Source organism: Comamonas flocculans (assembly GCF_007954405.1).
Lineage (GTDB): Bacteria > Pseudomonadota > Gammaproteobacteria > Burkholderiales > Burkholderiaceae_C > Comamonas_C > Comamonas_C flocculans.
On the sequence record NZ_CP042344.1, the window covers coordinates 2,936,166 to 2,962,566 of the forward strand.

At 66.5% G+C, this 26,401-nt stretch carries 29 protein-coding genes and 1 tRNA gene; 21 read left to right on the plus strand and 9 right to left on the minus strand.

Features of this window, described 5'->3' with window-relative positions; genetic code table 11:
• Positions 1 to 193 precede the first annotated feature (193 nt).
• The 13 genes from serA to FOZ74_RS14125 all read left to right on the plus strand — a co-directional run bounded on the left by serA (position 194) and on the right by FOZ74_RS14125 (position 11,506).
• Positions 194 to 1,423 carry a phosphoglycerate dehydrogenase gene (gene serA, locus FOZ74_RS14065; RefSeq protein ID WP_146913639.1) on the plus strand — a complete coding sequence of 410 codons (1,230 nt, stop codon included), beginning with the start codon at positions 194 to 196 and terminating at the stop codon, positions 1,421 to 1,423.
• Positions 1,424 to 1,426: 3 nt separating this feature from the next.
• The gene (locus FOZ74_RS14070; RefSeq protein ID WP_146913640.1) at positions 1,427 to 1,882 is read left to right on the plus strand and encodes an HIT family protein; all 456 of its coding nucleotides are present in this window, start codon (positions 1,427 to 1,429) and stop codon (positions 1,880 to 1,882) included.
• 67 nt (positions 1,883 to 1,949) lie between these two features.
• Positions 1,950 to 2,369: a gamma-butyrobetaine hydroxylase family protein gene (locus tag FOZ74_RS14075; protein WP_146913641.1), complete on the plus strand. Its 420-nt coding sequence runs from the start codon at positions 1,950 to 1,952 to the stop codon at positions 2,367 to 2,369.
• Positions 2,370 to 2,453: 84 nt separating this feature from the next.
• The gene (ubiE, locus tag FOZ74_RS14080) at positions 2,454 to 3,185 is read left to right on the plus strand and encodes a bifunctional demethylmenaquinone methyltransferase/2-methoxy-6-polyprenyl-1,4-benzoquinol methylase UbiE (RefSeq protein WP_146913642.1); all 732 of its coding nucleotides are present in this window, start codon (positions 2,454 to 2,456) and stop codon (positions 3,183 to 3,185) included.
• A 55-nt stretch (positions 3,186 to 3,240) separates the two neighbouring features.
• On the plus strand, positions 3,241 to 4,227 hold the full coding sequence (locus FOZ74_RS14085) for a Tim44 domain-containing protein (protein ID WP_146913643.1): 987 nt from the start codon (positions 3,241 to 3,243) through the stop codon (positions 4,225 to 4,227).
• Between the two features lie 62 nt (positions 4,228 to 4,289).
• The gene (locus FOZ74_RS14090) at positions 4,290 to 4,850 is read left to right on the plus strand and encodes an SCP2 sterol-binding domain-containing protein (protein WP_146913644.1); all 561 of its coding nucleotides are present in this window, start codon (positions 4,290 to 4,292) and stop codon (positions 4,848 to 4,850) included.
• On the plus strand, positions 4,847 to 6,412 hold the full coding sequence (gene ubiB / locus FOZ74_RS14095; RefSeq protein WP_146913645.1) for a ubiquinone biosynthesis regulatory protein kinase UbiB: 1,566 nt from the start codon (positions 4,847 to 4,849) through the stop codon (positions 6,410 to 6,412). The genes FOZ74_RS14090 and ubiB overlap by 4 nt, the downstream gene beginning before the upstream one ends.
• A gap of 102 nt (positions 6,413 to 6,514) precedes the next feature.
• Positions 6,515 to 7,963, plus strand: a complete 1,449-nt coding sequence (locus FOZ74_RS14100) for a high affinity choline transporter 1 (protein WP_146913646.1) — start codon at positions 6,515 to 6,517, stop codon at positions 7,961 to 7,963.
• 72 nt (positions 7,964 to 8,035) lie between these two features.
• The gene (locus tag FOZ74_RS14105; protein ID WP_146913647.1) at positions 8,036 to 8,353 is read left to right on the plus strand and encodes an FmdB family zinc ribbon protein; all 318 of its coding nucleotides are present in this window, start codon (positions 8,036 to 8,038) and stop codon (positions 8,351 to 8,353) included.
• 12 nt (positions 8,354 to 8,365) lie between these two features.
• Positions 8,366 to 8,998 (plus strand): DUF502 domain-containing protein, encoded by a 633-nt coding sequence (locus FOZ74_RS14110; RefSeq protein ID WP_146913648.1) that lies wholly within the window; start codon positions 8,366 to 8,368, stop codon positions 8,996 to 8,998.
• Positions 8,999 to 9,039: 41 nt separating this feature from the next.
• On the plus strand, positions 9,040 to 10,836 hold the full coding sequence (aspS, locus tag FOZ74_RS14115; protein ID WP_146913649.1) for an aspartate--tRNA ligase: 1,797 nt from the start codon (positions 9,040 to 9,042) through the stop codon (positions 10,834 to 10,836).
• Positions 10,837 to 10,970: 134 nt separating this feature from the next.
• Positions 10,971 to 11,192, plus strand: a complete 222-nt coding sequence (locus FOZ74_RS14120) for a hypothetical protein (protein WP_146913650.1) — start codon at positions 10,971 to 10,973, stop codon at positions 11,190 to 11,192.
• Entirely contained in the window at positions 11,189 to 11,506 is a 318-nt protein-coding gene (locus FOZ74_RS14125; RefSeq protein WP_146913651.1) for a CcdB family protein, read from the plus strand. The genes FOZ74_RS14120 and FOZ74_RS14125 overlap by 4 nt, the downstream gene beginning before the upstream one ends.
• Positions 11,507 to 11,548: 42 nt before the next feature.
• On the opposite strand, the gene FOZ74_RS14130 is transcribed toward FOZ74_RS14125, so the two are convergent.
• The 3 genes from FOZ74_RS14130 to ppsR all read right to left on the minus strand — a co-directional run bounded on the left by FOZ74_RS14130 (position 11,549) and on the right by ppsR (position 14,230).
• Positions 11,549 to 12,424 carry a pirin family protein gene (locus FOZ74_RS14130; protein WP_146913652.1) on the minus strand — a complete coding sequence of 292 codons (876 nt, stop codon included), beginning with the start codon at positions 12,422 to 12,424 and terminating at the stop codon, positions 11,549 to 11,551.
• 14 nt (positions 12,425 to 12,438) lie between these two features.
• Positions 12,439 to 13,314 (minus strand): pirin family protein, encoded by an 876-nt coding sequence (locus FOZ74_RS14135; RefSeq protein ID WP_146913653.1) that lies wholly within the window; start codon positions 13,312 to 13,314, stop codon positions 12,439 to 12,441.
• Between the two features lie 94 nt (positions 13,315 to 13,408).
• A complete protein-coding gene (ppsR, locus tag FOZ74_RS14140) occupies positions 13,409 to 14,230 on the minus strand; it encodes a posphoenolpyruvate synthetase regulatory kinase/phosphorylase PpsR (RefSeq protein WP_146913654.1) in 822 nt (273 codons plus the stop codon).
• A gap of 205 nt (positions 14,231 to 14,435) precedes the next feature.
• On the opposite strand from ppsR, the gene ppsA reads away from it, so the two are divergent.
• From ppsA to FOZ74_RS14155, 3 genes are read left to right on the plus strand one after another with little or no spacing between them, the layout of a single operon-like run.
• Complete coding sequence (gene ppsA / locus FOZ74_RS14145) at positions 14,436 to 16,826, plus strand: phosphoenolpyruvate synthase (protein ID WP_146913655.1); 2,391 nt, start codon at positions 14,436 to 14,438, stop codon at positions 16,824 to 16,826.
• An 11-nt stretch (positions 16,827 to 16,837) separates the two neighbouring features.
• Positions 16,838 to 17,152 carry a DUF4212 domain-containing protein gene (locus FOZ74_RS14150; protein ID WP_146913656.1) on the plus strand — a complete coding sequence of 105 codons (315 nt, stop codon included), beginning with the start codon at positions 16,838 to 16,840 and terminating at the stop codon, positions 17,150 to 17,152.
• Positions 17,145 to 19,208 (plus strand): VC_2705 family sodium/solute symporter, encoded by a 2,064-nt coding sequence (locus tag FOZ74_RS14155; protein WP_146913657.1) that lies wholly within the window; start codon positions 17,145 to 17,147, stop codon positions 19,206 to 19,208. Before FOZ74_RS14150 ends, FOZ74_RS14155 begins: the two co-directional genes overlap by 8 nt.
• A gap of 1 nt (position 19,209) precedes the next feature.
• Here the strand turns inward: FOZ74_RS14155 and FOZ74_RS14160 are convergent, their stop codons facing one another.
• The 3 genes from FOZ74_RS14160 to FOZ74_RS14170 form a co-directional block, all read right to left on the minus strand.
• Positions 19,210 to 19,560: an FKBP-type peptidyl-prolyl cis-trans isomerase gene (locus tag FOZ74_RS14160; protein ID WP_146913658.1), complete on the minus strand. Its 351-nt coding sequence runs from the start codon at positions 19,558 to 19,560 to the stop codon at positions 19,210 to 19,212.
• Positions 19,561 to 19,592: 32 nt separating this feature from the next.
• Positions 19,593 to 19,898 carry a winged helix-turn-helix transcriptional regulator gene (locus FOZ74_RS14165; protein WP_146913659.1) on the minus strand — a complete coding sequence of 102 codons (306 nt, stop codon included), beginning with the start codon at positions 19,896 to 19,898 and terminating at the stop codon, positions 19,593 to 19,595.
• Positions 19,899 to 20,094: 196 nt separating this feature from the next.
• Complete coding sequence (locus tag FOZ74_RS14170) at positions 20,095 to 21,045, minus strand: ketopantoate reductase family protein (RefSeq protein WP_146913660.1); 951 nt, start codon at positions 21,043 to 21,045, stop codon at positions 20,095 to 20,097.
• Positions 21,046 to 21,349: 304 nt separating this feature from the next.
• Between FOZ74_RS14170 and aceA the strand changes: the two genes are divergently transcribed.
• Positions 21,350 to 22,681: an isocitrate lyase gene (aceA, locus tag FOZ74_RS14175; RefSeq protein ID WP_146913661.1), complete on the plus strand. Its 1,332-nt coding sequence runs from the start codon at positions 21,350 to 21,352 to the stop codon at positions 22,679 to 22,681.
• Positions 22,682 to 22,799: 118 nt separating this feature from the next.
• Positions 22,800 to 23,081: a hypothetical protein gene (locus FOZ74_RS14180; RefSeq protein ID WP_146913662.1), complete on the plus strand. Its 282-nt coding sequence runs from the start codon at positions 22,800 to 22,802 to the stop codon at positions 23,079 to 23,081.
• Here FOZ74_RS14180 and asd read toward each other — a convergent pair.
• On the minus strand, positions 23,063 to 23,914 hold the full coding sequence (gene asd / locus FOZ74_RS14185; RefSeq protein WP_146913663.1) for an archaetidylserine decarboxylase: 852 nt from the start codon (positions 23,912 to 23,914) through the stop codon (positions 23,063 to 23,065). The two genes, FOZ74_RS14180 and asd, sit on opposite strands and share 19 nt — an antisense overlap.
• A gap of 138 nt (positions 23,915 to 24,052) precedes the next feature.
• Here asd and infA point away from each other — a divergent pair, with 138 nt between their 5' ends.
• The 3 genes from infA (at position 24,053) to FOZ74_RS14200 (ending at position 25,242) form a co-directional block, all read left to right on the plus strand.
• On the plus strand, positions 24,053 to 24,298 hold the full coding sequence (gene infA, locus FOZ74_RS14190) for a translation initiation factor IF-1 (RefSeq protein WP_146913664.1): 246 nt from the start codon (positions 24,053 to 24,055) through the stop codon (positions 24,296 to 24,298).
• Between the two features lie 31 nt (positions 24,299 to 24,329).
• Positions 24,330 to 24,406: transfer RNA gene (locus FOZ74_RS14195), tRNA-Pro, on the plus strand.
• Between the two features lie 65 nt (positions 24,407 to 24,471).
• Positions 24,472 to 25,242, plus strand: a complete 771-nt coding sequence (locus FOZ74_RS14200; protein WP_186764602.1) for an acetyltransferase domain-containing protein — start codon at positions 24,472 to 24,474, stop codon at positions 25,240 to 25,242.
• A 51-nt stretch (positions 25,243 to 25,293) separates the two neighbouring features.
• Here the strand turns inward: FOZ74_RS14200 and FOZ74_RS14205 are convergent, their stop codons facing one another.
• Together FOZ74_RS14205 and FOZ74_RS14210 are read right to left on the minus strand one after the other, a co-directional pair.
• Positions 25,294 to 26,079, minus strand: a complete 786-nt coding sequence (locus tag FOZ74_RS14205) for a peptidylprolyl isomerase (RefSeq protein ID WP_146913666.1) — start codon at positions 26,077 to 26,079, stop codon at positions 25,294 to 25,296.
• Between the two features lie 64 nt (positions 26,080 to 26,143).
• Positions 26,144 to 26,383 (minus strand): BolA family protein, encoded by a 240-nt coding sequence (locus FOZ74_RS14210; protein ID WP_255437645.1) that lies wholly within the window; start codon positions 26,381 to 26,383, stop codon positions 26,144 to 26,146.
• Positions 26,384 to 26,401: the final 18 nt, after the last annotated feature.

Consider the following 26,401-nt stretch of genomic DNA (forward strand, 5'->3'; position numbering starts at 1 on the left):
GGTTTACCCGTCGCAAATTGTGGCAGCTGTTGGCGCCCCGCGCGGGTAATGCACGCGACATGCGTGCCGGCATTGCGGGCCGGGGCTGCGCGCGCGGGCTTGGCAGAGGTTTTTTGTGCGATGCACAATCGGGCCTTGAACGCCCGGTTTTCCCTGCCTGCCCGCGCAGGCGCCCCAAAGAATGGAAGAGCACATGCCCAAGACCTCCCTGGATAAAAGCAAGATCAAGTTTCTGCTGCTCGAAGGCATCCACCAGTGCGCGGTGGATGCGCTGCACGCGGCCGACTACTCCAGCGTGGAGCTGCTGCCGCGCGCGCTGGAGGGGCAGGAGCTGCTGGACAAGATCGCCGACGTGCACTTCATCGGCGTGCGCTCGCGCACCCAGCTCACCGGCGAGGTGCTGCAGCATGCGCACAAGCTCGTGGGCATAGGGTGCTTTTGCATAGGCACCAACCAGGTGGACCTGAACACCGCGCGCGAGAAGGGCATCGCGGTGTTCAACGCGCCGTATTCCAACACCCGCTCGGTGGCCGAACTGGTGCTGGCCGAGGCCATCCTGCTGCTGCGCGGCATCCCGGCGCGCAACGCCGCCGCGCACCGCGGCGGCTGGCTCAAGAGCGCGGAAAATTCCCACGAGGCGCGCGGCAAGACGCTGGGCATCGTCGGCTACGGCGCGATCGGCTCGCAGCTTTCGGTGCTGGCCGAGAGCCTGGGCATGCACGTGATCTTTCATGACGTCGTCGCCAAGCTGCCGCTGGGCAATGCCCACCAGGTCGATTCGCTCAAGACGCTGCTGGCGCAATCGGACATCGTCAGTCTGCACGTGCCGCAGCTGCCGTCCACCCAGTGGATGATGGGCGCCCAGCAGATCGCGCAGATGAAGCCGGGCAGCATCCTGATCAACGCCTCGCGCGGCACGGTGGTGGAGATCGAGCCGCTGGCCGAGGCGATCAAGGCCGGGCGCGTGATTGGCGCCGCCATCGACGTGTTTCCGGTGGAGCCCAAGAGCACCAAGGACGAATTCGTCTCGCCGCTGCGCGGGCTGGACAACGTCATCCTCACGCCGCACATCGGCGGCTCGACGCTGGAGGCGCAGGCCAACATCGGCCTGGAGGTCGCGCACAAGCTCATCACCTACAGCGACACCGGCACGTCCACCAGCTCGGTGAACCTGCCCGAGGTGGCGCTGCCCGCGCACCCGGGCAAGAACCGGCTGCTGCACATCCACCGCAACATCCCGGGCGTGATGTCCGAGATCAACCGCATCCTCTCGGACGGCGAGGTGAACATCTCGGCCCAGTTCCTGCAGACGCGCGACAACGTCGGCTACGTGGTGGTCGATCTGGATGCGCGCTCTTCCGACATGGCGCTGGAAAAGCTCGCCAAGGTGCCGGGCACCATCCGCACCCGCGTGCTGTTCTGAAGCATGGCCACGCCCCGGCACGGTTGCCCGTTGTGCCAGAGCGAGGGCGGCCCGCTGGTCTGGCGCGGGGCGCAGCTGCGCGTGATCCAGGCGGATGAGCCGGGCTTTCCCGCCTTCTACCGCGTGGTCTGGAACGCCCACGTGGCGGAATTTTCCGAGCTGACGCCGACGCAGCGCGCCGACTGCATGCAGGCCGTGGTGCTGGTCGAAGAGGTGCTGCGCGAGCAGCTCGCGCCGCGCAAGATCAACCTCGCGGCGCTGGGCAACCAGGTGGCGCACCTGCATTGGCATGTGCTGGCGCGCTTCGACTGGGACAGTCATTTCCCCGACGCCGTCTGGGCGCCGGCGCGGCGCGCGCAAGACACTGCACGCATTGCGGCCATCGCGGCCAAGCGGGCCATGGTGCATGATCGGCTGCATTCGCGCCTTGCGCAGTGGCAGCAAGCCCAAAATGTTTGATAGCTGCCAGCGCAAGCCAGGCCAGCGTTTGCGGCCTATTTGACCTGAAATTTCCTTCCCCGAGACCATGGCAGAGCAGACCTCCGGCACGCCCGTGCCCCTGTCCATCACCGTGCACCAGCGCTCGCGCGTGCTGGAGATTTCCTTCTCCAGCGGTGAGCACTTCCACATCCCCTTCGAACTCATGCGCGTGTACTCGCCCTCGGCGGAGGTCACCGGTCACGGCCCTGGCCAGGAGGTGCTGCAGACCGGCAAGCGCGAGGTGACGGTCAACGGCATCGAGCCCATGGGCAACTACGCCATCCGGCCGATTTTTTCCGACGGGCACGACAGCGGACTGTTCACCTGGAGCTATCTCTACAAGCTCGGGCGCGAACATCAGACGTTGTGGGCCAACTACCTGCAGCGCCTGCAGGAGGCGGGCGCCGACCGCGACACCCCCATGGTGCGCCGTGGCGCGACCATCTCCAGGAAGAAGGCGCACTGAGCAATTCAGCGAAATAGCGACACAAGTCCGGGGGATAGACCCGGCCTTGTCTCATTTGCGCCCGGCCTCGCCTACGATCGAGGCATGGCTGCTACACATTTCGGATTCCAGACGGTAGACGAGGGCGAAAAGGCCGAGCGCGTGCGCGGCGTGTTCGACTCGGTCGCGCCGCGCTACGACATCATGAACGACCTGATGTCCGGCGGTCTGCATCGTCTGTGGAAGGCCTACACCGTCATGGTGGCCAATCTGCGCGAGGGCGAGCGCGTGCTGGACATCGCCGGCGGCACCGGTGACCTGGCGCTCGCTTTTTCGAAAAAAGTGGGAACCGGCGGCCAGGTGGTGCACACAGACATCAATGAATCCATGCTGCGCACCGGGCGCGAGCGCCTCATCAACCGGGGCGTGGTGCTGCCCACGCTGGTGTGCGACGCCGAGCGCCTGCCCTTTGCCGACGGGCACTTCGACCTGGTCAGCGTGGCTTTCGGCCTGCGCAACATGACGCACAAGGACCGCGCTCTGGCCGAGATGGCGCGCGTGCTGCGCGCCGGCGGGCGCCTGCTGGTGCTGGAGTTCTCCAAGGTGGCGCCGCCGCTGGAAAAAATCTACGACTTGTATTCTTTTCAGGTGCTGCCGCGTTTAGGAAAGTGGGTGGCGGGCGACGCGCAAAGCTACCGCTATCTGGCGGAGTCGATACGCATGCACCCGGGCCAGCAAGAGCTCAAGGCGCTGATGCAGCGCCAGGGCTTCGGGCATGTGGACTTCCACAACCTGACGGGGGGCGTGGTGGCGCTGCATGTGGGCGTGAAGTGTTGAAGCGATTTCGACCGGTCGCTTTTTTTGATCGATCTGATGGAGTGACGAGGAAACTATGAAGCAACTGTGGTCCGTGGTTCTGGTGGTGCTGCTGACACTGGTATATGCCCAGGCCGAGGCCGCCCGGCTGGGTGGTGGCCGCTCGATCGGTCGCCAGTCGGCCAACGTGACGCAGCGCGAGGCGGTGCGCGCGCCGGCCAAGGCGCCCAATGCGGCCCAGAACAGCGCCAACGCCGCCAAACCCGCGGCCGCACCGGGTGCGGGCAACGCCGCGCCGCGCAAACCCTGGGCCGGCATGCTGGGCGGTCTCGCCGCAGGCCTGGGCCTGGCCTGGCTGGCCAGTGCGCTGGGGCTGGGCGCCGAGTTCGGCCAGTTCCTGCTGATTGCGCTGCTGGTGCTGGTGGGCGTGGCGGTGCTGCGCATGCTCATGCGCCCCAAGGCCGGGGCGGGTGCGGGCGCATCGCCCCTGGCCTTTCAGGGCGCGGGCGCGGATGCCGCGGCACGCATGCCCGGCCAGTACAACCCCGCCAAAGTGGGCAACGACGCCTCGGCCCGCCCCTGGGAAGACCCGCGCATGGCGCTGGACGCCGCACCGGCGGCGGGCGGCGGCGTGGCCATAGGCTCGGCGCTCGCCGGCTCGCAGGACTGGGGCGTGCCCGAAGGCTTCGACGTGCATGGCTTCCTGGAGGCCGCCAAGCGCAATTTCACCACCTTGCAGTCGGCCTGGGACCGCAGCGACTTCGTCACGCTGCGCTCGATGATGACCGATGGCATGCTGGAGCAGGTGCGCGCCGAGCTGCAGGAGCGCGAGGCACAGCGCGGCGGCCGCGAGCCCAACCAGACCGACGTGCTGATGCTCGAAGCCAAGCTGCTGGGCATCGAGGAGCTGGACGGCGAATACCTGGCCAGCGTGGAGTTTTCGGGCGTGATCCGCGAAGACCCCTCGGCCGGGCCCGGCCCCTTCCGCGAGGTCTGGAACATGACCAAGCCCAAGGACGGCAGGAGCGGCTGGCTGGTGGCCGGGCTGCAGGCGCTGCAGTAAAGTGCCGGGGCCGCAGGCGCGGCCCGTGGCGCCAGGCGCCGTTCGGGGAATAATCGGGGACCATGAACACACGGTCCCCTTTTTCTTTCCTGCACCGGCTGGCGGCGCAGATGCCGCGCCCGCCCCGGGCACCGCAATGGCTGGTCAAGGGCACGCAGCAGCGGCTGGTGTTGCTGCTCAACCACGTGCTGCAGCAGGAGCCCGTCGCCATGCAGCGGCTGCAGCGCCAGAGCGGGCGCGTGGCGCGGGTGCAGTGGCGCAGCCTGTACATGGCCCTGCAGGTCACGCCGGCGGGACTGCTCGACCTCGCGCCCGAGGGCGCACATGCCGATCTGCAGGTCTGGCTCACCCAGGAGTCGCCGCTGGAGCTGGCGCGCGGCGCGCTGGCCGGCGAGCGGCCCGAGATCCGCATCGAAGGCGACGTGCAGCTTGCGGCCGACATCCAGTGGCTGGCGCAGAACCTGCGCTGGGACATCGAGGACGACCTGGCGCGCCTGCTGGGTGACACGACCGCACACCTGCTTGCCGGCGCGGCGCAGCGCGTGCTGGCGGCACTGCGCGGCTTCGTGGCGCGCGCACGCCCGCATGCCGGCGCCGGTGCCGACGCATCGGCCGGCACATGAGTCGCTTCTTTCGCGGCGTGGCCATCCTCTGGGTGGCCCTGCGCTACGGCCTGGACGAGCTGGTGCTCTCGGGCTTTTCCCGTCCCGGGGTGCGGGCGCTCACGCGCATCATCACCGTAGGGCGGCGCCTTGACGCGCCGCGTGGCCAGCGACTGCGAGAGGCGCTGCAGCAGCTGGGGCCGATCTTCGTCAAGTTCGGCCAGGTGCTGTCCACCCGCCGCGACCTGCTGCCGCCCGACATCGCCGACGAACTGGCGCTGCTGCAGGACCGCGTGCCGCCGTTCGATCCGGCCATTGCCGTGGCCACGATAGAGCGGGCGTTTCGCCGGCCGCTCGATGAAATCTTCGTCTCCTTCGAGCGCGAGCCCGTGGCCAGCGCCTCCATCGCCCAGGTGCACTTTGCCGTGCTGCGCGACAAGGAGGGGCGCGAGCGCGAGGTGGCGGTGAAGGTGCTGCGCCCTGGCATGCTGGCGGCGATAGAGAAAGACCTGGCGCTGATGCACATGGTGGCGGGCTGGGTCAGCCGCCTGTCGGCCGACGGGCGGCGGCTCAAGCCGCGCGAGGTGGTGCGCGAGTTCGACAACTACCTGCACGACGAGCTCGACCTGCTGCGCGAAGCGGCCAACGCCGCGCAGCTGCGGCGCAACATGGCGGGGCTGCAGCTGGTGCTGATCCCCGAGGTGTTCTGGGACTGGTGCCACAGCGACGTGCTGGTGATGCAGCGCATGAAGGGCCTGCCCATCAGCCAGATCGAGGCCTTGCGCGTGGCGGGCGTGGACATCCCGCGGCTGGCGCGCGACGGCGTCACCATCTTCTTCACGCAGGTGTTTCGCGACGGCTTCTTCCATGCCGACATGCACCCGGGCAACATCATGGTGAGCACCGAGCCGCAAACCTTCGGGCGCTACATCTCGCTCGATTTCGGCATCGTCGGCTCGCTCACCGAGGTGGACAAGGAGTATCTGGCGCAGAACTTCACGGCGTTCTTCCGGCGTGACTACAAGCGCGTGGCCGAGCTGCACGTGGAAAGCGGCTGGGTGCCGCCCGACACCCGGGTCAACGAGCTCGAAGGCGCGATCCGCGCGGTGTGCGAGCCTTACTTCGACCGCCCGCTCAAGGAAATCTCGCTCGGCATGGTGCTGCTGCGCCTGTTCCAGACCTCGCGGCGCTTTCAGGTGGAGATCCAGCCGCAACTGGTGTTGCTGCAAAAGACGCTGCTCAACATCGAGGGGCTGGGGCGCCAGCTCGACCCCGACCTGGACCTGTGGAGCACGGCCAAACCCTTCCTCGAGCGCTGGATGCATGAGCAGCTGGGCCCGCGCCGCCTGTGGCGCGAGCTGCAGGCCGAGGCGCCGCGCTACGCCAAGATGCTGCCCGAGCTGCCGCGCCTGCTGCATGCCTACCTGCGCCGCGGCCCGCAGCCCGAGTCTGCCGAGCTGCGCCAGCTTCTCGCCGAACAGCAGCGCACCAACCGGCTGCTGCAGCGCCTGCTGTACGCGGGCCTGGGCTTCGTGCTGGGGCTGGTGCTGATCCAGCTCATCATCCGCATCCGGGTGTTGTAAATACCGCGCAAATGCCGCGCATCGCGCGCGCGGGACGCTCCTTGCGCCGGCTTGCGCTGATAATCCGCGCGCTTTTTTCCCCAACTGCAGCCGGAGCCGCCCATGCTGGTGACTTTCATCGTCCTGTATCTGCTGGTGTCCATCGCCATCGGCCTGCTGGCCGCGCGGCGCGTGAAGAACACCGCCGACTACGCGGTGGCCGGGCGCAGCCTGCCGCTGGCCGTCGTCATCGCCACCACCTTCGCCACCTGGTTCGGCTCCGAGACGGTGCTGGGCGCACCGGCGCAGTTCGTCAAGGAAGGGCTGCACGGCACGGTGGAAGACCCGTTCGGCGCCGGCATGTGCCTGGTGCTGGTGGGCCTGTTCTTCGCGCGCAAGCTGTACGCGATGAACATCATCACCATCGGCGACTATTACCGCCGCCGCTTCGGGCGTGTGGTGGAGGTGTTGTGCTCCATCATCATCATCCTGAGCTACCTGGGCTGGGTGGGCGCGCAGATCACCGCGCTGGGGCTGGTGTTCAACATCCTGAGCGACGGCGCGATCGCGCTCGCCTGGGGCATGGTCATAGGCACGCTCATCGTGCTCATCTACACGCTCTACGGCGGCATGTGGTCGGTGGCGCTGACCGACTTCGTGCAGATGATCGTGATCGTGGCCGGTCTGCTGGCGATTGCCTGGTATGCGGCGGAGATTGCCGGCGGCGCCGAGCGTGTGGTGTCCTACGCCGCCAGCGAAGGCAAGCTGCAGTTCCTGCCCACGGGCGGGGCCAAGGAGTGGACTTTCTTCTTTGCCGCGGCCATCACCATGATGCTGGGCTCCATCCCGCAGCAGGACGTGTTCCAGCGCGTGATGTCGTCGAACAACGCCGAGACGGCGCGCAAGGGCCCGGTCATCGGCGGGCTGCTGTACATCGGCTTTGCCTTCGTGCCCATGTTCGTGGTGATGGCGGCGCTGCTGGTGCTGCCGGGCACGGCCGCGCTGCTGGAAGACGACCCGCAGAAGGTACTGCCCACGCTGGTGCTCACGCATATGCCGGTGGCGCTGCAGGTGGCCTTCTTTGGTGCGCTGCTCTCGGCCATCATGTCCACCGCGTCGGCCACGCTGCTGGCGCCCGCGACCACCTTCGTGGAGAACATCCTGCGCAACCTCAAGCCCGCAATGAGCGATGCCGAAACCCTCAAGGCCATGCGCGTGAGCGTGCTGGTTTTCACCTTCTGCGTGCTGGTGTATTCCATCACCATGGAAGGCTCGTCCATCTACGAGCTGGTCTCGGGCGCCTACCAGGTGCCGCTGGTGGGCGCCTTCGTGCCGCTGCTCATGGGCGTGTACTGGAAGCGCGCGACCACGCAGGGCGCGCTGCTGGCGGTGGTGATGGGAATCGGCGTGTGGCTGTGGTTCGTCGCCAGCCCGGTGCTGAGCGAGGCCTTTCCGCAGCAGCTGGCGGGGCTGCTGGGGTCGTTTGCGGGCATGATCGGCGGTTCGCTGGCGCCGCAATTCATTGCCGATCAGAAAGGGCACACGCGGCATTACGAGACGGCCGCTGCCTGAATCCACGCGCCGGCCGGGGGAGGCCGCGCTACCTATAATCGTGGGCTTTGCAAGAAATTTGCGCCGTTTGAAATGCCCATTTATTCCTACCGCTGCAGCCACTGCGGACACGCCCGGGATGTGTTGCAAAAAATGTCGGACGCGCCGCTGACGCATTGCCCCGCCTGCGGGCAGCAGACGTACGCCAAGCAACTGACGGCGGCGGGTTTCCAGCTCAAGGGCACGGGCTGGTATGCCACCGATTTCAGTGGCCGCAAGAGCAGCGCGCCGGCTGAATCCACGGGCGGGCAAGAGAGCGCCTCCGCCGCCGCCAGCCCCGCCCCGGAAGCTACGAAAACCGAAGCACCCAGCGCAGCACCCGCCAGTGCCGCAAGTACTTCAGAGGCCTGAGGAAGAGCGGGCATGGCGGCATTGCGCAAATGGCTGTTTTCCGGCCTGCTGGTGATCGTTCCGGTGATCATCACCGCCTGGGTGCTGACCTGGGTGGTGGGGCTGCTGGACCAGACGCTGGAGATCCTGCCCGAGGCCTGGCAGCCGGACCGGCTGCTGGGCTTTCACGTGCCGGGCTTTGGCGTGGTGCTCACGCTGCTCATCCTGCTCGTCGTCGGGGCGCTGGCCAGCAATTTCTTCGGCCGCAAGCTGGTGGCCATGGGCGACGCGCTGGTCAGCCGCATTCCGGTGGTGCGCTCGATCTATTCCAGCGTCAAGCAGGTGTCGGAGACGCTGTTTTCAGAGAGCGGCAACGCCTTTCGCACCGCGGTGCTGGTGCAGTGGCCGCGCGACGGGGTGTGGACGGTGGCCTTCATCACCGGCCAGCCCAACGGCGAAGTGGCCGGCTACCTGCGCGATGAATTCGTCAGCATCTACGTGCCCACCACGCCGAACCCGACCAGCGGCTACTTCGTGCTCATGCGCAAGAGCGAATGCATCGAGCTGGAAATGAGCATCGACGAGGCGCTCAAGTACATTGTCTCGATGGGGGTCGTGGCGCCACCCGACCCGGTGCTGGCCGACGCCAGCCGCGTCACCGAATGACCGACAGCGCGCCCCACGGCGGGCGCAGGAAGAAAAACACCATGCCCATGCGTTCCCACTACTGCGGTCTCGTGACCGAAGCCCTGATGGGCCAAACCGTCACCCTGTGCGGCTGGGTCAACCGCCGCCGCGACCACGGCGGCGTGATCTTCATCGACCTGCGCGACCGCGAAGGCTATGTGCAGGTGGTCTGCGACCCCGACCGCCCCGAGATGTTCAGGACCGCCGAGGGCATCCGCAACGAGTTCTGCCTGCAGATCAAGGGCCTGGTGCGCGCGCGCCCCGAGGGCACGACCAACGACAAGCTCAAAAGCGGCCAGATCGAGGTGCTGTGCCATGAGCTCACGGTGCTCAACCCCTCGGTCACGCCGCCCTTCCAGATGGACGACGACAACCTGTCGGAGACCACGCGCCTCACGCACCGCGTGATGGACCTGCGCCGCCCGGTGATGCAGCGCAACATGATGCTGCGCTACAAAACCGCGATCCAGGTGCGCAACTTCCTCGACCGGGAAGGCTTCATCGACATCGAAACCCCCATGCTGGGCAAGAGCACGCCCGAGGGCGCGCGCGACTACCTGGTGCCCAGCCGCGTGCACGACGGCCAGTTCTACGCGCTGCCGCAGTCGCCCCAGCTGTACAAGCAAATGCTGATGGTGGCGGGCTACGACCGCTACTACCAGATCACCAAGTGCTTTCGTGACGAAGACCTGCGCGCCGACCGCCAGCCCGAGTTCACGCAGATCGACTGCGAGACCTCCTTCCTCGGCGAAGAGGAAATCCGCGACATCTTCCAGCGCATGATCAAGGAAGTCTTCCAGACCCAGTTGAATGTCGATCTGGGCGAGTTCCCCGTCATGCGGTACGCCGAAGCCATGCACCGCTTCGGCTCGGACAAGCCCGATCTGCGCATCTCGCTTGAATTCACCGAACTGACCGAGGTGATGCGCGACGTGGACTTCAAGGTCTTCTCCGGCCCGGCCACCACGCCCGGCGGGCGCGTGGTGGCCCTGCGCGTGCCCGGCGGCGCGCAGATCTCGCGCGGGGAGATCGACGGCTACACCGACTTCGTCAAGATCTACGGCGCCAAGGGCCTGGCCTGGATCAAGGTCAATGAAGTGGCCAAGGGCAGGGAAGGGCTGCAGTCGCCCATCGTCAAGAACCTGCACGACGCGGCCATTGCCGAGATCTTGAAGCGCAGCGGCGCGCAGGACGGCGACCTGATCTTCTTCGGCGCGGACAAGGCCAAGATCGTCAACGACAGCATCGGCGCGCTGCGCCTGAAGGTGGGCCTGAGCGAGTTCGGCCGCAAGCACGGCCTGTTCGAAGACCGCTGGGCGCCGCTGTGGGTGGTGGACTTCCCGATGTTCGAGCACGACGACGAGGAAGACCGCTGGACGGCCGTGCACCACCCCTTCACCAGCCCCAAGGACGGGCACGAAGACCTGATGCAAACCGACCCCGGCGCCTGCCTCTCCAAGGCCTACGACATGGTGCTCAACGGCTGGGAACTGGGCGGCGGCTCGGTGCGTATCCACCGCGCCGAGGTGCAGAGCAAGGTGTTTTCCGCCCTCAAGATCGGCCCCGAGGAGGCGCGCGCCAAGTTCGGCTACCTGCTCGATGCGCTGCAATACGGCGCGCCGCCGCACGGCGGCCTGGCCTTCGGGCTGGACCGGCTCATCACCCTGATGACCGGCGCCGAATCCATCCGCGACGTGATCGCCTTCCCCAAGACCCAGCGCGCCCAGGACCTGCTGACCCAGGCCCCGTCCGAGGTCGATGAAAAGCAGCTGCGCGAGCTGCATATCCGGCTGCGCAATCCGGTGCCGGGGCAGTGAACCGGGGTCAAGACTACTGAAAAGAGAGCTGCTCGCGCTTGTCATACAACGATTTCAGATATAAAACTATTTGAAATCGTTTGTTGACAGGCGCTGACAGCTATTTTTTTTGAATACTCAAGGTTTGCCGTGAGATGTGCGTCGAGAACGAGCGTGTAGTGGCAAACATTGTGTCCGCCACGCGCTATGCCGAGCTGACGGCACGGGAGCAGCAGAAAAGCCTGGCCCCCCAGCGCAAGCGTGAATTCAACGAGACCTACAAGGCTGGATTGCCGAACAAAATGCCCATCATGAGGCACATGGCCTGTGGTGCGACGGCTGGGTGTCTTGGCAAGAGCCCGGGCGGCGCTGAATGACGCAGTTCGACGCTTGCGTGAATCCGCAGCCGGGTTCACGCCAATTCATCCCCTGTGTGCTGGATGTGCAAAGCGCACTGACCGACCAGTTGGGCACCCGGCTGGTGGTGCCGTTGTCACGGGTGGGCGTGAAGCAGGTGCGCTTGCCCACCAAGCTGTGCCCCGTGCTGGAGGTGGTTGGCGAGCCACTGGTGCTGATGCCACATCTGGCGGCACCCATGCCGGTGCGGCTGTTGAAGCAGCCTGTGGGCTCGCTGGCCTCCAGGGCCGCAGAAATCACCAGCGCGATGGATGAGGTGCTCAGCGGGTTTTGAGTTCCAGCGGCAATCCGGGCTGCGCGCACCGCCGGTCAGCACTCACTTCGGCAGCGCAATGTATTCCTCCCCATCCCCCACCACCTTGGGAAAGCGCTGCTGCACCCAATCCTCGCGCGCCTGCTGGATGCGCTCCTTGCTGCTGGCGACGAAATTCCAGTCGATGAAGCGCTGCCCCACGCTGTCGCCGCCGATGAGGGCAAGCCGTGCGGTGCCGCCGGCCTGAACGTGGCTTGCAGTGCGGCTGTCCACGATGGCCAGCGCGTGCTCGGGCACGATGGTCTCGCCCACGCGCAGGCTGCCGCTGGCGGTGTAGATGGCCAGTTCGGTCGCGTGCGGCAGGGGCAGGCTTTGGCCGGCTTGCAGTTCGGCCTCGGCGTACAGCGCACCGGCATAGGTGGGCACGGGCGACTGAACGCCCCAGGCGGCGCCCATCATTACGCGGGCCGGCACCCCGGCCAGTTCCACACGCGGCAGGGTCTGGGCGGCGTAGTGGTGAAAGGCGGGGGCGCAGTCTTCGTCCGCTTCGGGCAGCGCCAGCCAGAGCTGCAGGCCGTGCAGGCGATGGGCGCTGGCGCGCACCTCGGGCCTTTCGCGTTCGGAATGGGTGATGCCGCGCCCGGCGACCATCAGGTTGATGTCCCCCGGCGTGATGGCCTGGGTGTTGCCCAGGCTGTCGCGGTGCAGGATTTCGCCCTCGAAGAGGTAGGTCACCGTGGCCAGGCCGATGTGCGGGTGCGGGCGCACGTTGATGCCGTCGCCGGGCTTGAAGTCGGCCGGCCCCATGTGGTCAAGGAAGATCCACGGCCCCACGGTCTTGCGCCGCGCCGTGGGCAGCAGGCGGCGCACGGAAAAACCGTCCAGCGGCCGCTTGCGCGCGGTGATGATCTCGATCACCCCATCTTTCGGATCCGGCATGGCACTTGTCTCCTTCAGGCCTTGGCGGTGCGCGGCATCTCGCCGAAATGGCCACCTTGCAGGTCGATGAAGGCCTGGCGGATTTCCGCCTCGGTGTTCATCACGAAGGGGCCGTAGGCGGCGATGGGCTCGGCGATGGGCTCGCCGCTGAGCACCAGCAGATGGGTTTCTTCCAGCGCCTTGAGCGTGGCCCCGCTGCCCGCGCGGCTCAGGTGCACGGTCTGCGCGTCGGTGGCTTGTGCGCCATCGAGCTCGATCCGGCCTTGCAGCACGACCACGGCGCTGCTCCAGCCCTCGGGCAGGGGAAGATCGACCGTGCCACCGGCCTTGAGCCGTACGTCCCACACCTGCATGGGCGTGAAGGTGCGCGCCGGGCCGCGCTGGCCCTGCAGCTCGCCCGCGATGATGCGCGCGCTGCCCGCACCGCCCGCGAGCTGCACGGTGGGAATCTGCGCCGCCGTGATGCCCTGGTAGCCGGGCGCGGCACGCTTGTCCCTGGCCGGCAGGTTGACCCAGAGCTGGGCCATCTCGAATTTGCCGCCCTTGCGCGCCCATTCGCGCCCATGGAATTCCTCGTGCAGGATGCCGCTGGCGGCGGTCATCCACTGCACGTCGCCCGGGCCTATGGTGCCGCCCTGGCCGGTGGAGTCCAGGTGCTCGACCTCGCCGTCGAAGACGATGGTCACGGTCTCGAACCCGCGGTGCGGGTGCTCGCCCACGCCACGGCGCGCCTCGGTGGGCTCGAACTGCGCCGGGCCGCCGTAGTCCAGCATCAAAAAGGGCGAGAGCAGCGGCGCGTGCTGGTTGTAGTTGAAAAGCGTGCGCACCGGAAAGCCGTCGCCCACCCAATGCCCGCGCGGGGCGCTCCAGATCTGCTCGACATGTTTCATGGCAACCTCCATGTCCTGATTGTGGGATCGGGACGAAAAAAGACTAGGGGGCCCAAGCCGGCCACATTGTCCTGTAGGTGATGCCAATGCGAGCTCAGTAGCTGAGGCGCTCGGGCCGGATTTCCTGCAGGATGGTCGTTGCTATTTCTTCGATCGATTTGGTGGTGGAAGACAGCCAGCGTATGCCCGAGCGGCGCATCATGGCCTCGGCCTCGTGCACCTCGGCGCGGCAGTTGTCCAGGCTGGCGTAGCGCGAGCCGGGGCGGCGTTCGCTGCGGATCTCCGATAGGCGCTGCGGGCTGATCGTCAACCCGAAGATCTTGCTGCGAAACGGCAGCAGCGCGGAGGGCAGCTGCTTGCGCTCGAAGTCTTCGGGTATCAAGGGGTAGTTGGCCGCCTTCAGCCCATGCTGCATTGCCAGGTACAGACTGGTGGGCGTCTTGCCGCTGCGGCTCACGCCCACCAGGATCACGTCGGCGCCCGCCAGGTCGTCGTGCGTCTGGCCGTCGTCGTGCGCCAGGCTGAAGTTGATCGCCTCGATGCGGTCGTGGTATTCCTTGTTCTGGCTGATGTCCGAGAAGCGCCCCACGCGGTGGTGGCTCTTCATGCCGAGCTCGTCCTCCAGCGGCCGCACGAAGGTGCCGAACATGTCCAGCAGCATGCCCTTGCAGCCCTGCTGGATGACCTTGAGCACCGGCATGTCCACCAGCGTGGTGAAGACGATGGGGCGGTTGGCCTCCTGCTGCGCCGTGTGGTTGATCTGGCGCACCACCTGGTGGGCCTTGTCCTCCGAGTCGATGAAGGGCATGCGCACGCGCCGCGGCTCGATGTCGAACTGCGCCAGGATGGCGTTGCCGAAGGTCTCGGCAGTGATGCCGGTGCTGTCGGAGACGAAAAACACGGTGCGTGGGGTCATGGATGCAAAACCTGGGAATGGGGCCGGGAGAGAGGGCAGGCGCAAGCGCGGGGTGCGCCTACAATCGCGCGATTATTCCCATTCCCACCATGCAGTGCGCTGGCCCATACCTCCAACCACAAAGCCCGATGGCCTGCATGGGTGCGCGTCCACCTGTTCGTGAAGGTGCGGCGGCAGGCCCGGTTTCAACTTCTGGAGCTTTCCCATGTCTGCACGCTATGAGGCGACCGCCCTGGTCGTACCGTTTGAGAACCTGAGAATGAGCGATGTCGAGGTCGTCGGCGGCAAGAACGCCAGCCTCGGCGAGATGATCTCGCAACTGCCTGAAGGGCTGCGCGTGCCCACGGGCTTTGCCACCACGGCGCATGCGTTTCGCGAATTTTTGAAGCACGAAGGCCTGCACGCGCGCATCAGTGCGCGCCTGGCGGCGCTGGACGTGGACGACGTGCGCGCGCTGGCCGCCGCGGGTGCCGAAATCCGCGGCTGGGTGGAGAGCCAGCCCTTTCCGGCCGAGCTGGAAAAGGCCGTGCGCGAGGCCTTTGCCCGGCTTTCCGGCGGCAGCGCCCAGGCCAGCTTCGCGGTGCGCAGCTCGGCCACGGCCGAGGACCTGCCTGATGCCTCCTTCGCCGGACAGCAGGAAACCTTCCTCAACGTCGTCGGCATCGATCAAGTCCTGCACAAGATGAAGGAGGTCTTTGCCAGCCTGTACAACGACCGTGCCATCAGCTACCGCGTGCACAAGGGCTTTGCGCACGACGTGGTGGCACTGTCGGCGGGCGTGCAGCGCATGGTGCGCTCCGACCTGGGCGCGGCGGGGGTGATGTTCACCATAGATACCGAATCCGGCTTCGAGGACGTGGTGTTCATCACCTCCAGCTATGGTCTGGGCGAGACGGTGGTGCAGGGCGCCGTGAACCCCGACGAGTTCTACGTGCACAAGCCCATGCTGCGCGCGGGCAAGCGCGCGGTGATCCGGCGCAACCTGGGCTCCAAGCTGATCCAGATGGTGTTTGCCACGGACGAGGAGCGGGCGGCCAGCGGCAAGCTGGTCAGAACCACCGAGGTCGTGGCCGAGCAGCGCAACCGCTATTCCCTGAGCGACGCCGAGGTGGAGCAACTGGCCCATTACGCCCTGGTCATCGAGCAGCACTACGGCCGTCCCATGGACATCGAGTGGGGCAAGGACGGCCAGGACGGCCAGCTCTACATCCTGCAGGCGCGACCCGAGACGGTGAAGAGCCAGACCAAGGGCCAGGCCGAGCAGCGCTTCAAGCTCAAGAGCTCGGGCGCGGTGCTGGTCGAAGGCCGCGCCATCGGCCAGAAGATAGGCACCGGCCCGGTGCGCCTGGTGCACAGCATTGCCGAGATGGACACGGTGCAGGCGGGCGACGTGCTGGTCACCGACATGACCGACCCCAACTGGGAACCGGTGATGAAGAAGGCCAGCGCCATCGTCACCAACCGCGGCGGGCGCACCTGCCACGCGGCCATCATCGCGCGCGAGCTGGGCATTCCCGCCGTGGTCGGCTGCGGCGACGCGACCGAGCTGCTCAAGGACGGCACGCTGGTGACGGTGAGTTGCGCCGAAGGCGACACCGGCAAGATCTACGACGGCCTGCTGGAAACCGAGGTCACCGAGGTGCAGCGCGGCGAGATGCCGAAGATCGCCACCAAGATCATGATGAACGTCGGCAACCCCCAGCTGGCTTTCGATTTTGCGCAGTTGCCCAATGAGGGTGTGGGCCTGGCGCGTCTGGAATTCATCATCAACAACAACATCGGCGTGCACCCCAAGGCCATCCTGGACTACCCCGCGGTCGATGCCGACCTGAAGAAGGCCGTGGAGAGCGTGGCGCGTGGTCACGCCAGCCCGCGTGCGTTCTATGTGGACAAGGTCGCCGAGGGCGTGGCGACGATTGCCGCAGCCTTCTGGCCCAAGCCCGTCATCGTGCGCCTGTCGGACTTCAAGAGCAACGAATACCGCAAGCTCATCGGCGGCAGCCGCTACGAGCCCGAGGAAGAAAACCCCATGCTGGGTTTTCGCGGCGCGGCGCGCTACATCAGCGAAGACTTTGCCGAGGCCTTTGCCATGGAATGCGAGGCCATCAAGCGCGTGCGCGGCGAAATGGGCCTGGCCAACGTGCAGGTGATGGTGCCCTTCGTGCGCACGCTGGGCCAGGCCCGGCGCGTGACCGAGCTGCTGGCCGAGCACGGCCTCAGGCGCGGCGAGAACGAGCTCAAGCTCATCATGATGTGCGAGGTGCCGAGCAACGCGGTACTGGCCAACGAGTTCCTCGAGTTTTTCGACGGCTTCTCGGTCGGCTCCAACGACCTCACCCAGCTCACCCTGGGGCTGGACCGCGACTCGGGCCTGGAGCTGCTGGCGCACGACTTCGACGAGCGCGACCCCGCCGTCAAGGCCTTGCTCAAGCAGGCCATCGCGGCGTGCAAGGCCCAGGACAAGTACGTCGGCATCTGCGGCCAGGGGCCCAGTGACCACCCGGACTTCGCGCTGTGGCTGGCGCACGAGGGCATCGCCTCGATTTCGCTCAACCCCGACACCGTGGTCGCCACCTGGCAGCGCCTGGCTGGCTGAACGCCTGCGCCATGCCCACTTCCACGCCCGACTCCGGCACCGAGCGGGTGGGCGTGCCGCTGGACCCGCAGCTGGCCGATCTGCACCACCTGGGCTTCAAGCTGGTGCTCTTCGGGGTGTGGTTTGCAGTCTCTTTCGGCGTGAGCTACTTTGCCGAATCGCTGCAGTTCCAGGTTGGCCCCTGGCCCTTCAGCTACTGGGTGGCGGCGCAGGGCGGGGTGCTGGTCTTCATCCTGCTGACCTGGGTTTACCACCTGGGCATGCGCCACTACGAGCGCAGCGGCAAGGCGAGAGGGCGCGAGCCGGAGCAGGGACCCCATGGCTGAGCCGGTGACCGGGCGCTCCTACATCGCCCAGCTCAATCGCATCCTGGGCCTGTATGTGCTGGGCCTGGTGGGCTTTGTCGCGGCCATGGCCTGGGCCGAGCAGCGCGGCCTGTCGCGCCACTGGATAGGCCCCATCTTCCTGTTCCTGACGGTGATGATGTATGCGGTGATCGGCGTGTACGGACGCACCTCCGATCCGGCCGAGTACTACGTGGCCGGGCGACGCATTCCGCCGATCTACAACGGCATGGCCACCGCGGCCGACTGGATGAGCGCCGCGTCCTTCATCAGCCTCTCGGGGGCGCTGTATCTGCAGGGCTTTTCCGGCATGCCGGGTGCGCCCGGCGGCCTGGCTTACATGCTGGGCTGGACCGGTGGCTTCGTGCTGGTGGCGATGCTGATCGCGCCGCCGCTCAGGGCGATGAAGCTCTACACCATTCCCGACTTTTTCCAGGTGCGCTTCGGCGGCGACTGGCCGCGCATCCTGGCGGCCGTCGGCGCTGTGCTGTGCTCCTTCACCTATGTGGTCGCACAGATCTATGGCGTGGGCCTGATTGCCTCGCGCCTGACCGGGGTGCAGTTCGAGATCGGCATCATGCTGGGCCTGGGCGGGGTGCTGCTGTGCTCCTTCCTGGGCGGCATGCGCGCGATCACCTGGACGCAGGTGGCGCAGTACGTGGTGTTGTTGCTGGCCTTCCTGATACCGGTGTCCTGGCTGGCCTACAAGCAGCTGGGCAATCCGGCGGCGCCACTCGCCTACGGCCAGCAGCTGGGCAAGATTGCCGAGCGCGAGGCGGCGCTGCTGGCATCCAGCGCCGAAAAGCAGGTCATCGACGCCTACCAGCAGAAGGTGCGCGACTACCAGGAGCGCCTGGCCGACGTGCCGGCGGCGCTGGAGCGCGAACGCAGCGAGGCGCGCCAGCGGATCCAGCAGCTGCGCTCGCGCAGCGCCGACGTGGACCTGATCGTTACCGCCAGCCGAGAGCTGCTGTCCATGCCGCGCGACGAAGCCGAGGCGCGCGAGCGCTGGAGTCGCGAGCTGCGCGAGAACCAGGAACGCGCCCAGCCCCTGGGCGGCCTGCCGCGGCACAGCCTGCCGTTTGCCGCCGACCCGCAGGGCGACGAGATCCAGCAGGCGCAGTACGAAATATCACGGCGCAACTTCATGGCGCTGCTGTTTTGCCTGATGCTGGGCACCGCCGGCATGCCCCACCTCCTGATGCGCTACTACACCGTACCCACGGTGGCCGGCGCCCGTGCCTCTGTGGCCTGGTCGCTGCTGTTCATCGCGCTGCTGTACCTGAGCGTGCCGGCGCTGGCCGCGCTGGTCAAGTTCGAGGTGATGACGCACCTCGTGGGCAGCCGCTTCGACGAACTGCCCGCCTGGATCGCGCAGTGGGCCCGCGTGGACGCCTCGCTGCTGTCGGTGCAGGACATGAACGGCGACGGCATCGTGCAGTTTGGCGAGGTGCGCCTGGGCGCGGACCTGCTGGTGCTGGCCACACCAGAGATCGGCGGGCTGCCGTACGTGATTTCCGGCCTCGTGGCCGCCGGCGGCCTGGCCGCGGCCCTGTCCACCGCGGACGGCCTGCTGCTGACCATCAGCAACGCGTTGGTGCGCGACCTGTACTTCCAGTCCACCGGCCACAAGGCTTCGCCCGAGCAGCGCGTGATTCTGACCAAGTTCACCCTGCTCACGGTGGCGCTGGCGGCGGCCTTCGTCGCGGCGCTCAAGCCCTCGGAGATATTGCCGCTGGTGTCGGCGTCGTTTTCCATCGCCGCGGCCACCTTCGTGCCGGCGATGGTGCTGGGCATCTACTGGCGCCAGACCACGCGCCAAGGGGCGGTGGTCGGCATGCTCGTCGGGCTGGGTGTGACCGTTTACTACCTGGTGCTGCACAACAGCGCGCTGCGCGGCCTCTTGCCGCAGGCCATTCTGGTGCCGGGGTTGTGGTGGGGCATAGAGCCGATTTCCGCGGGGGTGTTCGGCGCCCCCATGGGGCTGGTGGCGACCTGGGGCGTGAGCCTGCTCACACGCCCCCGGCGCGCGCGCTGACTCAGCCGAGCGACAGCAATTGCACTTCAAACAGCAGCGTGGCGTTGGGCGGAATCACGCCGCCGGCGCCGCGCGCGCCATAGCCCAGCGCGGCGGGGATCAGCAGCGTGCGCTGGCCGCCCACCTGCATGCCCTGCACGCCTTCGTCCCAGCCGCGGATCACCATGCCCGCGCCCAGGGGAAATTCAAACGGTTCGCCACGGTCGTGGCTGGAATCGAAGCGCGCGCCCTTGGCGCCGTCCTGGTACAGCCAGCCGGTGTAGTGCACCTTCACAGAGCGGCCGTGCTCGGCGCGCGGACCTTCGCCCAGGTGGGTGTCTTCGTATTGCAGGCCGGAATCGGTGGTAATCATGGCGTGGAGCGCTTGGATGGGGCAGGCGGGGTTTATTTCTTGTTGCGGGCGGCGGCCCAGCGGGTGGAGAAGGCCTGCAGGTCGGACAGGCGCTTGAGCAGATCCTGCCCCGAAGAAGTCACGATGTAGCCTTCGCTGCCATGGTCGAGAAAGCCGGCTTCGCGCAGCTCCTTGATCCGCGTGTTCAGGGTGTTCGGGGTGATGTTGCCCACGCTGTCCTGCAGCAGCCGGAAAGTCTGGGGGTGGCCGTCGCGCAGGGCCCAGAGCACGCGCAGTGCGTAGCGGCGTTCCAGCCGTTCAAGGAGCTGATTGACGGCGGCGTTTTCTTTCGAACCCATGAACGTGTCTCCTGGTGCTGAGCGATGCCGGGATGCGTGAATGTACGCAAAAGCATCTAAAAAGATAGCGTTATGTTAACGTGCAAACGTGCCTGCCGCCAGTTTTCGCATCAAGAAGTTCGGGGGCTGCACGTGGCTGCGGCAGCAGCCGGCGGAATTGTTGCTTTTCCACCGCCGGGTGGCGGGTGTGCGGTCTTCAGCCGGCAGCTTGCTCGGCCGTGCGCTGCTCGAGCATGCGCACCAGCACCAGCATGGTGCGATTGACCGGCGTGGCGATGCCCAGCGCGTTGCCGCGGCGCACCACATAGCCGTTGAGGTGCTCGATCTCGGTCGTCTTGCCGCGCGCCAGGTCCTGCGCGGTGGACGACAGCTGAGCCGGCATGGTCTGCACGATGGAGCGCAGCGCCCCCTGGATGTCGCCCGGCAGCTGTACGCCTTCGGCATGCGCCACCGCCAGGCACTCGTCCACGATATCCCGCACCACCTCGGCGGCGCCGGGCTGCTGCATGAGCCAGCCATAGGGCTGCTGCAGCAGCGCGGACAGCGCGTTGTAGGCGCTGTTGATGATCAGCTTAGCCCAGAGCGCGCCGCGCACGTTGTCGGAAACCTGGGTCGGTATGCCCGCCGCCTGCAGCTGGCGCGCCAGCTCTGCGCTGCGCCGGGTAGGCGCAATCACGAGGTCGCCGCGGCCGTAGTGGCGCACGTGCCCCGGGCCCGCCATGGCCGTGGCCACGTAGACCACGGCGGGCGCCACGTCGCAGGCGCCGTTCAGCACCTGCGCGGCTCTGAGGTCGTTGTCCACGCCGTTTTGCAGCGTCAGTACCAGCGTGTCCGGGCGAACGTGGGGAAGCAGCTGACGCGCTGCCTCTTCGGTGTCCGCCGATTTGACGCACAGCAGCACCACGTCGGCACCGCGCGCGGCGCTGGCTTCGGTGCTGGCGGGCAGGGCCAGGTGCAGGTCTTCGCTCTGGGTCTGCAGCCGCAGGCCTGCGCTCTGTATCGCGCGCACGTGCGCCCCGCGCCCGATCAGCGTGACGCCATGCCCTGCCCGTGCCAGCAGGGCGCCAAAATAACAGCCGACAGCCCCGGCTCCCATGACGGCGAAGGACAGAGGGCGCCCGGAGGCTGGGGAGTTGCTGGCGTGCATGACAGAGGTTCTTGTTGCTTGAGAGAAGACACAAGTGTGCATTGAACCGGTGCATCGCGTTCTTTTCGCATTGCGAAAAGGGAATTCTTGCAGTGAAACCTTCCATGTTGCAGTGCACGAAAATTTCTCGATATGAGAAATTGTTTTTCATATCGCAGGAAATCGAAGGCAAGTTGTTGATTTGTTTGTAGAAAATATATGTCTTATATAAGACACAAGACGTTAATCGAGTCTTGTATAAGACATACAATGCCTGCACGGCTCCGCCCGGGAGCCTTCGATTTTTCAACCTTCGGAGAAGACCATGCCCCAATCGCTGAATGCCCAACTCAGCCGTGAACAACAGATTGCCGCCCTGGAAAAGGATTGGGCGCAGAACCCGCGCTGGAAGGACGTCAAGCGCGCGTACACGGCGGCCGATGTGGTGCGGCTGCGGGGCAGCGTGCAGCCCGAGCACACGCTGGCCCGTCTGGGAGCCGAGAAGCTCTGGGACAAGCTGCACGGCGGCGCCCGCAAGGGCTATGTGAACGCCTTCGGCGCGATCACCGCGGGCCAGGCCATGCAGCAGGCCAAGGCCGGTCTGGAAGCGGTGTACCTGTCGGGCTGGCAGGTGGCCGCCGACGGCAACACGTCCGAGACCATGTACCCGGACCAGTCGCTCTACGCCTATGACTCGGTGCCGACCATGGTGCGTCGCATCAACAATACCTTCAAGCGTGCCGACGAGATCCAGTGGGGACGAGGCGTCGAGCCGGGCAGCAAGGAATTCATCGACTACTTCCTGCCCATCGTGGCCGACGCCGAGGCTGGCTTCGGCGGCGTGCTCAACGCCTTCGAGCTGATGAAGAACATGATCGCCGCCGGGGCCGCCGGCGTGCACTTCGAAGATCAGCTGGCTGCCGTGAAGAAGTGCGGCCACATGGGCGGCAAGGTGCTGGTGCCCACGCAGGAGGCGGTCGAAAAGCTGACGGCCGCGCGCTTTGCCGCGGACGTGATGGGCGTACCCACGCTGATCCTGGCGCGCACCGACGCCGAGGCAGCCAATCTGCTGACCAGCGACCATGACGCCAACGACAAGGCCTTTCTGGCCGGTGAGCGCACGCAGGAAGGCTTCTTCCGCGTCAAGAACGGCCTGGAGCAGGCCATCAGCCGCGGCGTGGCCTATGCGCCCTACGCCGACCTGGTGTGGTGCGAAACGGGCGTGCCGGACATCGGCTTTGCACGTGAATTCGCGCAGGCCGTGCTGGCGTCTTCGCCCAACAAGCTGCTGGCCTACAACTGCTCGCCTTCATTCAACTGGAAGAAGAACCTCGACGACAAGCAGATTGCTTCCTTCCAGGACGATCTGTCGGCACTGGGCTACAAGTTCCAGTTCATCACCCTGGCCGGCATCCACAGCAACTGGTACAACACCTTCAAGCTGGCCCATGCCTATGCGCAAGGGGAAGGCATGAAGCACTACGTGGAGATGGTGCAGGAGCCCGAGTTCGCGGCGCGCCAGCAGGGCTACACCTTCGTGAGCCACCAGCAGGAAGTGGGCGCTGGCTACTTCGACGACGTGACCACCGTGATCCAGGGCGGCAGCTCCTCGGTCAAGGCGCTCACCGGCTCGACCGAAGAAGCCCAGTTCCACTGAGCCGGCGCGCCGGCAAAGCCGCCACGGGCGGCTTTGCCGAAGGCTGGACCGCAAGCCACTCGCAAGAGTGGCTTTTTTTCGCTCATGTTTGCCTCGAAACTGCCGATAAGCAGGACGTATGCAGATCCAGGCCAACCCCGATCAAGCGCTGCCCGAACTCGTTCCTCAGGGCTGGAGCCGGCGCTTCACCATGCCGCTGTTTCGCCACGGCACGCAGGTCAGGCATGCGGGGCGCTGGGAAACCGTGGACTACGTGAAACTGCGCCGGCTCGAACTGGTGGTCTACCTTGTGGGCCACAGCGATCCGGTGGCCACGCGCGAGCTCGAGCTGTCACCGTTGCTCTTCACCACCGAGCGCGTGCCGACGGTGGAGAACCTCGGTTATTCGCACGGCCTGTGAGCCATGGCTTCGCCCATGCGCACAGCGCCGGGGGCACTCCAGTTCTCTGACCAGCGCAATTCGCCACGCGGCAGCAAGACGATGACGGTGGAGCCGAGCTGAAAGCGGCCCATCTCCTGCCCCTGCGCGAGCACGATGTCCTGGTCCGTATAGTCCCAATGGCGCATGGGCGCGCCGCGCGGCGGATTGACCTGCCCATGCCAGCTGGTGCAGATGCTGCCCACGATGGTGGCCCCCACGAGCACCATGGCCATGGGGCCGAAATCGGTATCAAACAGGCAGACCACGCGCTCGTTGCGCGCGAACAGCCCGGGCACGTGGCGTGCGGTCACCGGATTGACGGAATACAGGCTGCCCGGCACGTGCCGCATGCGCAGCAGCCGCCCGCGGCAGGGCATGTGCACGCGATGGTAGTCGCGCGGGCTCAGGTAGAGGGTGGCAAACAGCCCATCGTCGAACCGCGCGGCGAGCGCTGCGTCCGCGCCGAGCAGTGCGGTGGCGCTGTAGTCGTGCCCCTTGGCCTGCAACAGGCGGCCCTGGCGCAGGCTGCCGAACTGGCTGATCTGCCCATCCACCGGGCAGATCAGGTCACATGTCGCCAGCGGCCGCGCGTCCGGCTTGAGCGCCCGGGTGAAAAAGGCGTTGAAGCTCGGGTAGGCGGCGATGTCCGGTTGCGCCGCCTCCGCCATGTCCACGCCGTAGCGCTGGACGAACCAGCGGATGACGGCGGTGGTCCAGCGCCCGCCCTGCGCCGTCGCCCCGTAGCCGGCCAGCTGTGTCAGGGCCTGCTTGGGAGCCAGGTGTTGGAGGGCGATGGCGAGACGGTCGGACACGGTGGATGCAAAAGCATGCAGTGTAGCGGTTCAGGCAGAAATCGGCGCCTGAAGTACAATACGCGATTGTTTTTTGCTTGCGCGGCGGGGTTGGCTTGAGCGCGGCAGCGACCCATCCGGAGAAGAGCACAGACCTTTATGGCAAAGGAAGAACTCATAGAAATGCAGGGCAGCGTCACCGAGGTGCTGCCCGATTCGCGTTTTCGCGTCACACTGGACAACGGCCACCAGCTCATCGCCTACACCGGCGGCAAGATGCGCAAGCACCACATCCGCATTCTGGCGGGCGACAAGGTGTCGCTCGAGATGTCGCCCTACGACCTGAGCAAGGGGCGCATCACTTTCCGCCACCTGGCGGGACGGGGCCCGGCGCCCGGCCGTTGAGCGCCCCGGCCCACGTGGCAGCACAGGCTATCGGAGCGTAGCGCAGTCTGGTAGCGCATCTGGTTTGGGACCAGAGGGTCGTAGGTTCGAATCCTATCGCTCCGACCAATACCATGGGGGCCGGCATTGCGCCGGCCCCTTTTGTTTTGCTGCGCGACTTGGGAGTGAGCCGCATGAATGCGAGGGACCCTTCAGGCGAGACGCCGCGCTACGGCGCACTGGACGCGCTGCGCGGCCTGGCGCTGGTGTGGATGACGCTCTACCACTTCGGTTTCGACCTGAACCATTTTGGCTGGTGGCGCCAGGATTTTTACCGCGACCCGCTGTGGACGATGCAGCGCACGCTGATCCTGAGCCTGTTCCTGCTGTGCGCGGGCATGGCACAGGCGGTGGCGCAGGCCCAGGGCGTCGGTTGGCGCCGCTTCGGCCGGCGCTGGCTGCAGATCGCCGGTTGCGCGCTGCTGGTGAGCGCCGGTTCGCTGCTGATGTTTCCGCACAGCTTCATCTACTTCGGCGTGCTGCACGGCATCGCGCTGATGTGGCTGCTGGCGCGCCTGAGTGCGGGCTGGGGACGCGGCTTGTGGCTGGCGGGCCTGCTGGCGCTGCTGCTGCCATGGGCTGGGCAGTATCTGCTGGAGGCTGCGCCCTCCGGCTGGGCCGAAGCCTTCAACGGACGCTGGCTCAACTGGCTGGGTTTCATCACTCGCAAGCCGGTCACCGAAGACTATGTGCCGCTGTTTCCCTGGATGGGCGTGTTCTGGTGGGGGCTGGCGCTGGGGCAGTGGCTGCTTGCGCGCCGGCCGGCGTGGCTCGCACGGCGAGCGCCTGGCTGGCCCGGGCGCACCCTGATGCTGCTGGGGCGCCACAGCCTGCCGTACTACATGTTGCACCAGCCGGTATTGATAGGCGCGCTGCTGTTCGCGGGCTGGGTGCTGGCGCAATGAAAACGCGGCCCGGGGGCCGCGCTGCGTTTGCCTGGCGTCAGGGCCGGCGCCTCATTCCACCTTGGCCTTGGTGCGCAGGTCCTGCTGGAATTGCATCAGCTTTTGCTGTTCCAGCTGCTGGCGCACCTGGTCCTTGACCTCCTCGAGCTTGGGCAGCTGGGCGTCGCGCGTGTCGTCCAGGCGGATGACGTGCCAGCCGAACTGGCTCTTGACTGGCGTCTGGGTGACCTTGCCCTTTTCGAGCTTGATCATGGCTTCGGTGAATTCGGGCACGTAGCTGCTCGGGTTGGCCCAGCCCAGGTCGCCGCCCTTGGCGCCCGAGCCCGGATCCTTGGATTCCTTCTTGGCGATTTCCTCGAAATTGCCGCCCTTGTCGAGCTCGGCGATGATGGCCTTGGCCTGGTCTTCGTTCTCGACCAGGATGTGGCTGGCCTTGTATTCCTTGCCGGCGTTGGCGGCGACGAACTTGTCGTACTCGGCCTGGATTTCGGCGTCGCTTACCGGGTTTTTCTTCTGGTAGTCGGCAAACAGCTCACGGATCAGGAGGGCCTGGCGGGCCAGCTCCATCTGGTCCTTGAAGTCCTTGCTGTTCTGCAGGCCGCGCTTTTGCGCTTCCTGCATGAAGATTTCACGCGCGATGACTTCTTCGCGCACCTGCTTCTTGATGTCGGGCGTGACTTCGCGGCCCGCCTGCTTCAGTTGTTGCTCGATCAGCTCGGCGCGCGCGGTGGGCACGGCCTTGCCATTGACGATGGCGAGGTTCTGGGCGGCCGCCGGCAGGGCGGTGGCAGCAACGACGGCAACGGCCATCAGGCCGGACAAGAGCTTGTTTTGCATGGAAATGGTGCAGGGAGGAGGAAAGGGAGGAGAGCGAAAACCCTGGAGGGCGAAAGCCTGCGGGTCAGAGAACTTCGATGGCGATGGCGTGGGCCCCGGCCTCTATGAAGGGGCGCAGCGCATCATACACAAGCCGATGTTGCTGCACGCGGCCGTGGCCCTGCAGCGATGCGGCGGCAATGCGCACCCGAAAATGGGTGCCGTAGCCAGTGCCGTTGGCGCCGGCGTGCCCTTCGTGCAGGCGGCTTTCATCCAGCACTTCGAGCCGTGTCGGGGCCAGCTGCTGCCTGAGGCGGGCATCCATGGCTTCGGCGGTTACCGC